The 13,751-nt window shown below is 60.8% G+C and carries 10 protein-coding genes; 3 read left to right on the forward strand and 7 right to left on the reverse strand.

Going from position 1 to position 13,751, the window contains the following annotated elements; genetic code table 11:
- Positions 1 to 63: 63 nt before the first annotated feature.
- From B6V76_RS05470 to B6V76_RS05490, 6 genes are all read right to left on the reverse strand, one after another.
- Positions 64 to 1,635: a recombinase family protein gene (locus tag B6V76_RS05470; protein ID WP_166504544.1), complete on the reverse strand. Its 1,572-nt coding sequence runs from the start codon at positions 1,633 to 1,635 to the stop codon at positions 64 to 66.
- Positions 1,632 to 1,811, reverse strand: coding sequence for a hypothetical protein (locus B6V76_RS19855; protein ID WP_166504545.1), 180 nt, complete (start codon positions 1,809 to 1,811; stop codon positions 1,632 to 1,634). The genes B6V76_RS05470 and B6V76_RS19855 overlap by 4 nt, the downstream gene beginning before the upstream one ends.
- Before the next feature lie 205 nt (positions 1,812 to 2,016).
- Positions 2,017 to 2,424: a hypothetical protein gene (locus tag B6V76_RS05475; protein ID WP_088726857.1), complete on the reverse strand. Its 408-nt coding sequence runs from the start codon at positions 2,422 to 2,424 to the stop codon at positions 2,017 to 2,019.
- Between the two features lie 71 nt (positions 2,425 to 2,495).
- Entirely contained in the window at positions 2,496 to 3,041 is a 546-nt protein-coding gene (locus B6V76_RS05480) for a type II toxin-antitoxin system PemK/MazF family toxin (protein ID WP_088726858.1), read from the reverse strand.
- A gap of 506 nt (positions 3,042 to 3,547) precedes the next feature.
- Positions 3,548 to 6,322, reverse strand: coding sequence for a DEAD/DEAH box helicase family protein (locus B6V76_RS05485; protein ID WP_088726859.1), 2,775 nt, complete (start codon positions 6,320 to 6,322; stop codon positions 3,548 to 3,550).
- 3 nt (positions 6,323 to 6,325) lie between these two features.
- A complete protein-coding gene (locus B6V76_RS05490) occupies positions 6,326 to 9,541 on the reverse strand; it encodes a site-specific DNA-methyltransferase (RefSeq protein ID WP_088726860.1) in 3,216 nt (1,071 codons plus the stop codon).
- Positions 9,542 to 9,949: 408 nt separating this feature from the next.
- On the opposite strand from B6V76_RS05490, the gene B6V76_RS05495 reads away from it, so the two are divergent.
- From B6V76_RS05495 to B6V76_RS05505, 3 genes are all read left to right on the forward strand, one after another.
- The gene (locus B6V76_RS05495; RefSeq protein WP_088726861.1) at positions 9,950 to 11,377 is read left to right on the forward strand and encodes a plasmid recombination protein; all 1,428 of its coding nucleotides are present in this window, start codon (positions 9,950 to 9,952) and stop codon (positions 11,375 to 11,377) included.
- A 69-nt stretch (positions 11,378 to 11,446) separates the two neighbouring features.
- Positions 11,447 to 11,800: a hypothetical protein gene (locus B6V76_RS05500; protein ID WP_088726862.1), complete on the forward strand. Its 354-nt coding sequence runs from the start codon at positions 11,447 to 11,449 to the stop codon at positions 11,798 to 11,800.
- 272 nt (positions 11,801 to 12,072) lie between these two features.
- Positions 12,073 to 13,377 carry a DUF3422 domain-containing protein gene (locus B6V76_RS05505; protein ID WP_088726919.1) on the forward strand — a complete coding sequence of 435 codons (1,305 nt, stop codon included), beginning with the start codon at positions 12,073 to 12,075 and terminating at the stop codon, positions 13,375 to 13,377.
- Between the two features lie 36 nt (positions 13,378 to 13,413).
- On the opposite strand, the gene B6V76_RS05510 is transcribed toward B6V76_RS05505, so the two are convergent.
- Complete coding sequence (locus tag B6V76_RS05510) at positions 13,414 to 13,659, reverse strand: hypothetical protein (protein ID WP_075774412.1); 246 nt, start codon at positions 13,657 to 13,659, stop codon at positions 13,414 to 13,416.
- Positions 13,660 to 13,751 lie beyond the last annotated feature (92 nt).

Consider the following 13,751-nt stretch of genomic DNA (forward strand, 5'->3'; position numbering starts at 1 on the left):
AGCGAACGGCGGGTCCGTTTTTGATAATCGTGAGTTTCGGTTAGGGCAATCGCGGCGGTCGCCTCACGGCGACTGCCCCTGCGCTTTGTCCTCATCCCATACCCTCGAACGCAAACTGCCGAGATCCAGTTGGATCTCGGCAGCCAGGCCGTCTTCGGACTTGGGGTCCGGTATGAGGGTGATAGATCGTATGAGGGTGCCGAGCTCTTCGTTTGCGCGGGCGACGAGATCCGGATCGCCGAGGAGCGCTTCGAGATCCTGGAGCGCCGCCTCGAAGATCGCAGGGATGTCGGGCGGCGTGGCGTCTTTCCTTTCCTGCTGCGCCTCCAGTTGCGCGACCCGGTCTTCGAGTTCCTGGGCCTCTGCTTTGAGCTCCTTGTCGCGCGCGCCGTAGTCGGCGAAGTCGGCGCCGTTCTCGATCGCGCTCATGATGCTGCGGCGGGCTTTGCGCACCTTGGCGAGCTGGGCATTCGCGGCCTTGATGGAGGCCCCCAGATCGGTGCCTTCCAGAATGCGCATCTCAGCCAAGAACGCAGCTTCGAACTCAGCGATCAGTTCAGCGCTGCGCAGATTGGAGCGCAAAGCGGTGAAGACGCGCGGTTCGATCCGGGTTTGGCGGATCGTGACGCTGTTCTCGCAAACACTTTTGCGGTTCTCACGACACTGGAAGCGGTTCCTGCTCGTCTTGATATAAGGCGCGCCGCAGCAACCGCAGACCATCAGGCCGCTCAGCAGGTGCTTCGAGCGACGCGCCGCCTGCGGATTGCCGGTGCTGGCCGCACGCTGCGTGCGCGTCGCGAGCTCGGCTTCGACCTGATCCCAGAGGTCTTGCGGGATGATCCGCAGCGCGTCGAAGGTTTCCGTCACCGTGTCATCTTCGGTCGCGAAGACGGCCTTGGCTCCAGTCTCCGGATGATAGCGACGGCCGAACCGGCAAACCGATGCCTCGCCGACGTAGAGGCGGTTGTTCAGAATGCCTTCGCAGCGATCCTTGCGGCCGCGGATCGACGAGGCGTCCCAGGTGCCGCCCTTGGGGGCCGGAATCCGATCGGCGTTCAGCGCCTTGGCAATGGCGGTGGCGGAGCGGCCATCCGCAGTCTCCCGAAAGATCCGGCGCACGACCTCGGCCTGTTCCGGGTCGATCTCGCGGTTCAGCCCCTCAGCGGCCTCGCGCTTGCGATACCCGTAGGCGCTGGTGTGCAGCCGCCCGCGCGAGACCGCGCCTCGCATACCGCGCCGCGTATGTGCGCCGATCATCTCCGAGAACTGCTGGGCGCCGATGCCTCCGACCAGAACCGAAAAAAATTCCAGCGCGCCCTCTTTCACGGAGTGCAGCTCGACGCCCTGGAACTGGAGAAGGTCGAACTGCGAAAGAGCATCGACGACCTTGCGCGTCAGGCGGTCCAAGGCCTCGATCACGACGACATCGATCTCGCCCCGCGCGACCGCAGCCTTCATCGCCTGGAAACCGGGACGGCGCATATTGCGCCCGGTCTTCTCGCGGTCTTCAAAAATCTCGACCACGGTCCAGCCGTTGCGCTCGCATTCGCGGCGCGCCATGGCGATCTGATCCTCGATCGAGGTGGCCTTTTGCAGGCTCGACGAGTAGCGGGCATAGATGGCGGCGCGTTTCACTGGGCGGTCCTTTCGGTCGGGGCGGTGGTCATGTTGGCGGGCGCGGACGCCTCGACGAAGCGCCGAGCGGCGGCGCGGCCGAGAAGCGAGATGAGCCCGGTCGGTGCGGTCTCGATCCGGGTCGTGCCGCCCGGGTTTTCGTTGGCTGCGGTCAGCGTCTGGGTGGTTGCCTGCATGTCTGCTCCTTGCGGTCTGATTTTTTCGACGCAGGAAGAGTGGATAAGAGCAGGAAAAATACCCCATCGGATTTCGGAAGAAACTTTCAAGTCATTGCTTTCGAACGAAAGAAAGCCTCTTCCGGATCACGATTTCCGGTTGGAAAGGTCTCAAAAAGGGGGCGCAGATCCCGTTCGGACCCGCGCCCCAAGTTGGGTGGCTGGCTTACTTGCCGAGCCACCGAAGGCGGCGGATTTCTTGATCCGCCGCGATCAGATCGGCGACGCGCTCCGAGTGGTTCAGCGCCACCCTCAGTTCGTCGCGAAACACCTCGACCGTGTCGTCGGGGAGGAAGGCCCCGAGCTGCTCGATGCAGAGCGCGATTTCGGCGCGAGCGCCGTCGCCGATCGTGTCGCGCCGCTCCAGCCTGCGCTCGAGCGCGGTGAGTTCCGTGCGGATATCCTCGGCGATGCCTTGGGAGAGGTCGGAAGCCGATTGCAGGGCAAGGCGCAGGGCGCCGGTCGCATCGGCGGCGATGTCCTGAATCCGGTCGAGATCGGGCGTTTTCTGTTCGGGCGAGGACACGATGATCCGATGCGTGTTGCCGCTCGGGATCATGTTGGGAACGAGCATTGTTGTAACTCCTGTTGAGATTGGGAAAGGCGGCAGCGCCGGCGAACTGACGCTGCCGAAAGGCTTCAGCGTCAGGTGCCGGTGATGACCGCCCGCGCCGCAGCCCGGGCCCGGGCCTCGATCACCGACTTGCGGTCATCGATGCGCGCACGGCGGCGCTCGGCGCGCGCCTCGGCGGCGATGTCGGCCTCGGCCTGAAGTCGCGCCCGGATCGCGTGCATCCGCTCCAGCGGACGCCCGGTCAGACGGCCAAGCACAGGCGTGCGCAGGATCGGACTGACAGCGAAGGCGCGATTGTTGGGGCGCACGATCACGATGCGATCGCCGCGAAAGGCCGTCGCGCGCTCGAGCCCGGCCACCCGCGCATCGTGCGAGCCGAGCGGGATCGCGTAACCTTTGCGGACCTTCTCGGTGACGGAGGTGCCGTAGGCGATGGTGAGCCAGCGCTGCCCGGAGATCAGGGCCGAGGCGAGAACGAGACAAGGACGGGCCTTCGGTTCAGGGCCGGTCTTGCCTTCGTTCGTGGGGAAGCGGAACGAGACGATGTCGCCGGAGCGCAAGGTCTCGGACCACGCGTGCGGCTTGGTCTCGACGGTCGAGGGAACATTGTCGAACATGGGATTCTCCATTTTGGGAAAAGATCGACACGCTCCCGTTCTGGCCCCCTGCGGGGTGTCCGGGTTTCGGTCGCGCGTCATATCGACCGCGCGACCGAAACCCGGACGCCTCAGCGGCCATTCACGCGAAACCGCTCGGGCCCTGGCCCGCGGTCGGTCGAGAGGAGGCACAATGCTGGAGGGGGTTCGGGGGAGGCGCGCCCAAGCGGCCTCCCCCGGGCGCAGGGGGTGTCCAGAGGGGGAGTGCAGAACGACGACCCTTTGGTCCCGCGGAAGGCGGCCGGGGTAGTCCAGAGGGGGTGGCGAGCGCCCCTATGGTCCGTCGGAGGACGCCAGGGGGAGGCCGGAGGGGGCGCGGCGAGCGACCGCCCTTCGGTCCCGCGGAAGGCGCGGGGTCCGGGGCAGCGCCCCGGCGAACGGCTTCTGACAGGGAGGGCCAACGGCCCGGAATGTCAGATGCTTAGTGAGTAATGGTGTGGCGAGGCAAGTCGATGTCTTTTCCCGAGTTAGCAATGGCGATCAAGGACATCTCTGATCTCGGCGGGTCGGAGTGCAACATCTGCCGCCCATTCACCAAAACCACCAACCGAATTGATGGCGGAAACCCATTCCTCGAGCGCGGCGCGTTTCGCCTTGTTCTGAGGACTGTCAACGCCTTTGATTTCTAGCGCGAGGATCTTGCCTGATTTGAACTGCACGAGAAAGTCCGGCAGAAAACGCCGCTTCGATCCTTGCCAGAGGTAGTGGATTTGGAAGCCAAGGTGATCGTTTTTGGCGTAGGCAACAATCTCATCGTGTCTCTCGAGCAAATCAGCAGCGTGACCTTCCCAAGCAGAATCACCCACGACGTGACTGATATGCGACTTCACGGTCTCCCTGCAGGGCTTCGATGTATACCAGGTTCGCATATTTCCGGTGCTACCGATCGGATCGTCTTCGTCAAAGACGGGCGTGAGTTCGGTGCGGTTTTGCTCAACAATACCACGCATCAGATGCTGAACGATCAAGTCAATGTTCAGCGCAACCAAGATACGGCGCCGGAGCGGATCGGAATGGAAGATCGACGGGATCTCGATCCGATCTGAGGCGAGAAACTCCTCCGTGATCCGAACCAGTTGCGATGCCAAAAAGCCCTCATGGCTTTTGAAACCGTGCTTCATTGTCGCAAATACCTTGCGTGTCGCTTGGAAAACGAGGCGTTGCAACCGGAAGCCATCCGGGATTAACTCGAGATCGATGGCCTCAACCATCGACAAGTGGGTCGCGCCGCCAAGTGCAGGGGCAAGCTCGGCCGAGATCGGGGTCGATGCCGGATCAAGGGTCAGGTTCGAAACCTTCGACCAATCCACTTCAAGCCGCTGCCGAACGACAGTCTCTACCCGCAAGACGTTGGGCCAGCGAATTTCGAGATCAGCGCGGTCCTGCAGCACTTCGATCTGAGTTGAGGGCTTTGGCGGCGGCGGGGGTTCACCGCCTCCACCCGCTTCGGAAATGGTAAGAGGCACGCCAAAGACGTTGACATATTCGGGCACAAACAGCCCTTTCTCGTCAGTTTCATATGACACGCGGCGCAATCCTCGCCCAACCACCTGTTCACAGAGCAACTGCGAAGTGAATGCACGCAGCCCCATGATGTGTGTGACGTTCTTCGCGTCCCAGCCTTCAGAAAGCATCGCGACCGAGATGACATTCTGAAGATCCTGCCCAGCTTGTCCGCGCTTGCCAACATTGTCGATGATCTCACGCAGCAACTCTTCTTTCTTGAGTTCGCCGAGTTGCTCCTTTCGTGTCGACGGGATGTCAGCGGCGTCAACGATCTCTTTCAGGTGCTCTTCATAGCTCTTGTCGGAAGCGGCAGTATCGCCCACTTCCGCCTTGTCGAGTATTTTCGAGTCAACTCGAAGGGTCTTGTTGGGCGCGTGAAGCTCTGGCCAATGGGCATCGCCTTGATTGAAGTAATACTCGATCCGCGCTGCAGTTTCGGTGCGGTTGCAAACGGTAAGCATCACCGGCGGCGATTTGTGACCCGCCTCAGCCCAAGCTTGCATCGCCACACGCCAGTCCGCACCAAGAAGGGTGTAGGCATCCTGCACCAGCTTCGGCAAAGGTTCGTGAGGTTCAGCTTTTGAGCGATTTAGATCCTCTGATACAGAGGGATCGCGATAGATGTGATACAGCTTCGAGCGCAGCGTCTGCGCATCCGGCACGGCATCGTCGCGGACAACTACGCGCGGCGTTTTCACCAGACCAGCCTCAATAGCATCGTTCAGCCCGAAATCCGAGATGATCCACCCGAACAGCGCCGTATCAGTGCTTTTCTTACCGGTGGGCGCGAACGGCGTCGCCGACAGGTCGAAACATCGCTGGATGCGACGCACTTTATGGATTCGGTCCAGTCCTTCGACCCAACGGGTGGCCTCCTCCAGATCGATGCCGTGTTCTGCGGCATCCTTTTTGCTGATCTTCACCTCAGGCGGCTTGCGATAAGCGTGGTGCGCCTCGTCGTTGATGACAATGATGTCCTTGTAGGGCGACAGCTTGCCCAGCACACGCCGGGCGAAGGCCTCGTCACTCTCGGAGCCCTTCTTGACGACCGAGCGTTGCTGATCTTTCAGCGGCATCAGTGTGTGCCAGTTCTCAATCAGGACCTCTGCCTGATTGAGCTTCTGCCGCATTGCCTCTGAGGGGCACAAGTTGAACTCGTCGTAATAGCTGCCTTCGCTCGGGATGAGCACCTGAAGGCGCCCCTTCACGGTTAAGCCCGGAGCGACAATGAATACGGCGCGGCTGAACTCTTTGTTTCGCTTGGGGTAGGTGACAGCGTTGAGCACTTGCCAAGTGATTAGCATCGCCATCACAGTGGTCTTGCCTGAACCGGTGGCCATCTTGTTACACAGCCGTTCCCAGTCACCTCCATCGCCGGGCACATTGATCCCCTGCTTGTAGGCGGCTGCGCCCTCGACCCACCAGATCAGTGTCTCGATTGCTTCGAGCTGACAGAAATAGAATGGCAACTGCCGTGCGGTGTTGTCGTGCCAATGCTCCAAGAGTTTGCGTGTGACGATGGTTACGCCAGGCCAACCATCTGCACGCCATTGATCGACCCGACCGCGGATCGTATTTACCAGATCCAGTGTCTCGACGCGTTTAGTATTGTTGCGAACATCGAAGACCTCATAGCTCGCGGGGCGTCGTTCGGGCTTGATTTCCAGCTTGCCGCCTGTGCCTTCGACCCAATGCTGCTGCGGGCAGCCATAGGGCTTGTTAATAATCAGCGACATGGATCAGCCCTCCAGCGGGATGATCTTGAGCGACTCGATCCCACGATCATCCACGATTTTGACCGCGATGCGCTTATGTTCCCCGGCCTCGAAGGGCAGCGACTCCGTGCCGTGGAACCGCTCCAGTAGGTCTTCGTCCAGCTCGGACCGCACAGTCTTCTTCAGACGGTTCCATCCGCCTTTGCCATCTGCCATCGGGAAAAACACTTGGTGCGGGAAGAGCGAGCGCTGATCATAGTCTGTATCCAGCGACCACATCGCGATCTGCTTCTTACCGCCGCCTTCGATCTCGCCGGTCTTCGGATTGAAATAGTCAAAGCCGTTCACCTCGACTTCCCACAGCCCGTCCTTGCGCTTGCGCAGGTCAACCTCAGGCTGGCCCATGAGCCAGAACGACTGGTTCGAGGAGCGGTTCTTCTTCAGGTCTTCGGTCAAGAGGTCGGTGTTCATCTGGACCTTCAGGAAGGTCATCCCGGGAACCGCCATCTCGTCTATGTCCTTCGCCGCCTCGGGGTCGAAGGTGAAGGCACAGAACAAAATGAACTTCGGGCGCGGCATCAGGCCGTAAGCCTCGTTCATAGCCTCTTCGACCTGCCGCTGTTCCAGTGCCGCGTGTTCGGGGCCAAAACTGACGACGACGCGATCGCCAGTGTCCGAGACGGAGCCGCTGGCGTGCAGAAACTTGCAGCTAGGCAGGGTTTCGAACTCGGCGAAGGTCATCATATTCCCGCCCTTGCCGCGCACACCTGTTTTCAACAGCTCCGAACGCCACGCACTTTGGCGCGAGGTTTCACCCGAGCGTGCGACGGTGGTGTCGGCTTGGGCCATGGGCAGGCTTTCGTCGAGCGACAGAACCGTCGGTGCCGGCACCGCCTCGACTGAGAAGGGGCCGGCGATGCGCAAGCGGTTCGGGTCCTTCTTGGGTTTGTCATAAAGCGTTTCTTGATCGGCGTGATCGGCGATGGACTGGTCCATCCGGCGCTGCATCGCTTGGCGTGCTGCGTGGAAGGCGTCAAACGCCGCCTTGGCGGATGCGGGCCAGAGCGGTTTTTCGTCGTTATCCAACGGCCAGTCGAAGGGCACCTCCCATTCGTGCAGTATGTCGCCCTGGGCGAAATCGACCACCTTGCCCTTGCGCACGCCTTGGGTGGGTTTCATGGCTCTGGGGGGAGTCGCCGTCAGGGCTGCGTTGAGTTCGGCTAGTGCCGCTTCGATCCTGGGATGACCCTCATCCCAGATAGTGTCGATATCGGGATTATTGGCAATGGATTTCAGCGTGATATGCGGGACGGTGTCGTAATCGAAGCCGCCTTTCAGCCCGTCGTGCGGATAGCGCAGGATGTAATAATCGAAGGCTGCCGTCATCAGCCGCTGCTTGGCCAGCGTGACCGCCACGCGCGAGGTGTCGCAGGTGATCCAGCGCCGCCCCCATTTCTCGGCAACAAAGGCGGTGGTGCCGGAACCGCAGGTGGGATCGAGCACCAGATCGCCGGGATCGGTGGTCATCAGTAGGCAACGTTCGATGACGCGAGTGTATGTTTGAACAACATAGTCTTTCTCGATTGCGAATGTGCTCTGGACGGTGTCTTCCCACCAGTTCGTTATGGCCTTCACCGGAAAATCATCACTGAAGCGCTTGTAGGTCAGCGTATTCCCCACCGGTAGCAGACGCCCAGCCTTCGCGAGTCTCATCATGCCACTCTGATTGGTCTTCCAGTATGAGTTTGCAGACGGTTTCAAAGACTGCCCGAATATCTCCACGGGGAAACCCGTCTTCTCACCGCCACTCTGCGACGTGATGTTTGAGGTGCGGAATAGCTTTCCGTCATATTCGCCGGTCCGCTTCTCTGCCGCTGTGAGCCTACGCCATTCCCCGCTTACTGCCTCAACAGCAGGAAATGAGTATGTGTCGCCCTCGACGCTCTGAAAGAGCTGCCGATACCTCATCGCATCGGATTTCGAATACCAAACAAGGTAATCATTGATCTGGTCCAAGCCGGCGCTGCCGACAGAAGATGTCTTTTTGAATGGTATGATTGCGCGAAAGTTCTCCGCGCCCATTACCTCGTCCATCAATTCTCGAATATGGTGCAGGTTCTCATCCGAAATCTGCACGAAAACCGAACCCGTCTCGGTCAGAAGTTCGCGCGCCAGCATCAGCCGGTCGCGCAAGTAAGTCAGGTAGGAATGGATGCCCAGCTCCCAAGTGTCGCGAAACGCCTTGATCATCTCGGGCTCTTGCGTCAGGTCAGCGTCTGAGCGGTCCTTCACGTCGCGCTTATTCGTGAACGGCTGGAAGTTCGACCCGTATTTGATGCCGTATGGCGGGTCGATGTAGATCATCTGCACCTTCCCAGCCATGCTTTCCTTGGTCAGCAAGGAGTTCATCACCAGAAGGCTGTCACCCGCCACCAAGCGGTTCGACCAGCCCTTTTCATGGCTATAGAAATCCATTGCTTTTCGCAGCGGCAGGCTCTCGAACGGAGCCTCGAAAAGATGTCCCTGCCGCCATTGCTCGGCGGCATCTTTCCCTTTCAGCTTCTTCGCCACGTGGGCGAGGATCGTCGCCGGATCAACCCGTTCGTGAACATGCAGCGAAACAGTATCTACTTCGACGCACGTCCTCTCGGCCTTGCCCGTCCAGTTCAGATAGGGTGCTTGCATCCGCTTCAGTTCGACCAGCGCCTCTTTCATCACATCGAGATCGCCGGAGGCCAACGCACCGTCTATGATCCCCTCAATCGCCCCGCGCGCAGAATCGAAGTTAAGCACTGGATCCAGATGGGGATCATAGGCCCACGTGGCCTTCTGGCCATCGGGATCGGTGTCGGCGTGCACCATCCCGACCTCGGGGTTGTTCACCCGAGTGTCCTTGTGGCGATAGGACAGAACCTGCACCGGTTCATCCGATTTACGCGCGGCTTTCTTCTTCCGCGGAGCCGTGGATTTCGGGCGATCTTCGGGCTCGTCGGTGTAATCGAGTTCGAAATCGTCTTCGTCTTCGTCGTCATTCTCGACGAGGAGAGCGAGCGAACCACCGCGCCCTTTGCCCTTTTGAACGAGGCCTTCGTCGATCAATCGCTCTTTCGCTTCTTCGTATTGTGCCACCGTCAGATCGGGCCACAGTTCCTGAAGCCTGGAAAATATGGCGCCATTTCCGACCGAAGATCCGTCTTCGGGCAGAATGGAAATAATCAGGTCATTCAAATCAGAAGGCATATGCGGTCACCGAGGTCAAAGCGTCGGCCGGATAGTCGTGGAATCCCTTTTGCTTAGCAACCAGAAAGGGCGAAGCTCATGGGTCGTCTGAGCCTTCCGGCCCAGGGAACTACGCCATGAGGAGCAGCGACCCACATCCCTGGCCGTCATCGACCGAGGAGGACTAAATGCTCGGTCGTCGGCCCAAGAGCGTCAGGGGCTACTGCGTCTCGATAGGAGGTTTCTGAGAAAGCCGCTTGAAGCTCGTCCCGCGTTTAGGTCGATCAAGGCCCGGAACCATTTTGGCGACGGTTCCAGCTCAAGCCTGCGCGTCACACGTAAAATGAACACTCACCTATCGGTCCAATCGAGCTTTCACTTCCTCCGCCTCCGCCCACTTTTCGACGGCAACCCCAACCGGAGGCCGTCATGTCACTGCATCAACCTATCGACACAGCTGCTGCTGCGTCGGTGTCCTCAACCCATCCCGTCGTGCTACGCTTCGCGGAGCTCTACCCCCAGCAGCTCTATCGCTATCGGATGCACGGTGAGCGCAAGCAGCAAGAAGATCGACTGGATCATGTCGATCTGAGCCGCACACAGCTGAACGAACAGATCCTCGGCTCACCTAATTGGCACAAAGAGCTTATGCAGGCGGTGCGCCTCGCGAGCCTTCAGAATATCAATCAACAGGTCGAAGGGCTTCGTGCGGCCAAGCGGCACAAGGAAGCGGACCGTTGCTTGATCGAGGGGCCGAGCGACCCGTGGCGTAAGTCGAAATCCGGTCCGTTGCGCGAGTTCATCATCACCGCAAACCGCGAGTGGTTTGTGCCCTCTGAGGCTGAAAGCCGCTTTATCGGGACCGACGCAGAGAAAGCATCTGCACGGCAGCAGCTGATCCAGGAGCGCGAAGCGCAGTTTCAGGCAAGGGTAATCGAATGGCTGAGATCGCGCTTCGGCGATCAGGTTCTGCATGCCCGTGCAGATCGCGACGAGACGACGTTCCACATCCACGGGGTGATCGCGCCTTGGACCGAGAAACACTCGAAGCGCAGCGGCACGCAGCGCCTCATCCAGCCATCCTCCCATCCGCTCCTGAAGGATTATGAGAAGGCGCAGGACGACATTGGGGAGTTCTTTGCCTCCTTGGGGCTGGCACGCGGAGAACGACAGGCAGCGGCCCGTCGCAAAGCGAAGAAAAAGCAGAAGACTGACCCGACCGTGATCATTCCGGGTCGCAAGAAACATGTCCCGGCTCATGTCTGGCGCGCGAATGAGGAGGTCCGCTTGGCCCGCGAAAGAGCCAAGATCGCGGCCGAGACGAAGAAGCTCGAAGCAGAGCAGACGCGCGCCGAGCGACTGCAGCGTGATGCCAAAGACCAACGAAAAACTCTGAACGCCGCAAACAAGCGCGCCGAAGCGCGCGAGGCCGAGGCGAATGAAGTGATCGAAATCGCCACACACGCGGCGACGGGGAGCCTCATCCCGGCGCATGGCGACCGACTGGCGGTGGCGCCGCGCCTTCCGAAGGAGTCGCGGGAGCGGGAGCGGCTGGAACGCCTATTGACCGCGCCTGGTGCCTCGGCGCGCAAGCTACTGATCCATCTGGGCGGCGCCTATCGAGCCCTCCGGCTGGGGGCAGCCCGAAAAGCCGAGAACGATGTTGCCGCACGGGTGGCTGCGGTCACGCAGAAAGAAACAGCTCTCGAAAAGCTGCGGGCCAAGATGATCGCCGCTCTCCCGTCGAACCTGCGCAGCCATTTCATCGCAGATACGCAAATCGAAAAACGAGAGGTCGAAGATGCAACCAAGGCGCTGAAAGGAAAGAGCAAAAATGGCGATCAAAGAAGTCGATAAATCCGCTTCTTGTCGAACCCCGGAGGTCCACATTCATTCCTCACCCCGTCGCAAGCATAGGAGCACGACATGACCGTTCAAATCCCCCAAACCCAGCAAGACCGCATCTTCCAGCAGTATCTGAACCTCCAGAACAAAGTCGCTCAGCTAGCCGAAAAAGAGCACAAGGCGCAACTGCGCCGCCGGCGCTATGTCCTCGACGCCTTCGGCAAGTGGCTGGACAAGGCGCCCCGCAGTGAGGTCGGCGTGTTCCTCGAAACGCTCTCGGAGGCATCGAGCTCTGCTGACAGCAAGCGGATCGCAGACTATCTCGCGAAACTGCCTCTCGAGCCGGAGGCTCCCGCTTCGGCTCCGGCCACGGCACCTAAGCTCTCGAGCAGGGAAAAGCCTCAGGGGGGAGAAGCGGACCGCCACAGCAACTAATCAGCGATCGCCCCTCGTCAGCGTTTCTGATAGCGCGCGTCAATCTCAAAAGCCCGCCAGTCTTCTGGCGGGCTTTCAGTAATGCGGATAGCGTTAGAAAAAAGACGATCCCGTTTGACAACTAACGGTCGGGCAGCGCCCCCTCCCCCTCGTGGCTCGCGTGGCGCTGTGGCAGATTTACCCGGTATTCCGATGCATGCCGTCAAACGCTTGATCGGCGGGAAATTTCGCCGCAGCTAGAAGGTCACACCCGCGTGAGCGAGACCTATGAGATGACCGCCGATCCCAAACCCCATCTGCCCGACCATCCGCAGCGCTATGCGCTTGTGAACGAATTGCACGCCCGCCCCTACCCGAAGCTCGGCGTCCCGGGCCACGCGGTCTATGTCGCCTTCAAGGAGCCGCGCGACGCCGCCAATCGCGACCGCAGCAAGGATCACGACCATCTCGTCGATCTTCTGACGCGCAACGGCGCGGCGCAGCCTCAGGCGGGGATCACCCATTACGCCGGCAAGATCGGGCGGCACGAGGTGAAGTGGGAGAGCCATACCGAATTCACCACTTATCTCGCTTTCGGCAAAGGCGTGTCGTCGCGCGCCTTCGACCCGGCGGAGACCGAGATCTACCCCGATAGCTGGATCGATGCGGGCCCCGGCGGGCGGATCGCCGCGGTGCAGATCCGCATCGAGGAGTTGCCCGAGAACCCCGACGACATCGCGCCGCTTCTGGAGCAATGGTTCGTCACCGAGAGCCTCGTCTGCACCTGGGTGCTCGACGGGGCTGCGGTGGTCGCGGGCGATTTCCGGATCGATCCGAACGGGCAGATGCGCTTCGCTATCTTCGCGCGGCCCGGGACCGGGTCGGGACGGATCGGGCGCACGGTGCAACGGCTCTGCGAGCTGGAGACCTACCGGGCGATGTCGATGCTCGGATTGGCGCGGGCGCGCGACCTGTCGCAGCGGCTCAATGCGCTCGACCCGAGGCTGACCGAGATCGTGGACGGGATGGGCGACGACGCGCACTCCGCAGAAGAAACGCTGCACGACCTGCTGGAAATCTCGGCCGAGCTGGAGAGCCTCGCGGTCGCGCATTCCTTCCGGTTCTCGGCGACCGGGGCCTATGAGGCGATCGTCCGAGAGCGGGTGGAGTCCTTGCGCGAAAGCCGCTTCGAGGGGCGCCAGAAACTCAGCGAGTTCATCGCCCGGCGCTACGACCCGGCGGTGCGCACGGTGAAATCGGCGGAGACGCGGCTGCAGCAGATGGTGACGCGGGCGGCGCGGGCGGGCGAGTTGCTGCGCACGCGGGTCGATGTGGAGCGCTCGGCGCAGAACCAGAAAGTGCTGGAAAGCATGGATCGCCGCTCGGACCTGCAGCTGCGCCTGCAGCACACGGTCGAAGGGCTGTCGGTGGTCGCGATCAGCTACTACGCGATCTCGGTCGCGGGCTACCTGGCTTATCCGCTCTCGAAGAAGATCGGACTGACGAAAGAGATCATGATGGCAGGGCTGACGCCGATCGTGATCCTCGCGGTCTGGCTGATGATCCGGCGTATCCGCAAGGGTGTGGGGGGGCATTGAGGGGAGGCGTTATGCCTCCCCTCGTGTCGTACCGCCTCAGAGACAGAGAAACAGGTGCGCGTTGGTGTATTCCGCGACTTGGCGCGACGAGGCGTATTCTGCTCTCTTGCCTTTCTTGGCACAGATACGGTCCGCCTCGGCCTGGGCGTTCACCTTCACCTCAGCCTGATCGGCAAGCATTGATGTCTGGATGGTGACGCTATCCCCGTTGTAGTCGCTCACGATCGGCGTCGCAGGCACGCATCCAGCAAGAAATGGCAGCAACAATAAAGCTTTACGCATTTAGATCTCCTCCACAAAACAAACTCACTAAACCGTGAGTGTCGTGTGAAGATCAACTCTCGCGGCCCGTCCCGAGCGGCGCGGTCAGCGCA

Source organism: Thioclava sp. IC9, from assembly GCF_002213225.1.
In the GTDB taxonomy this organism is placed as follows: domain Bacteria; phylum Pseudomonadota; class Alphaproteobacteria; order Rhodobacterales; family Rhodobacteraceae; genus Thioclava; species Thioclava nitratireducens.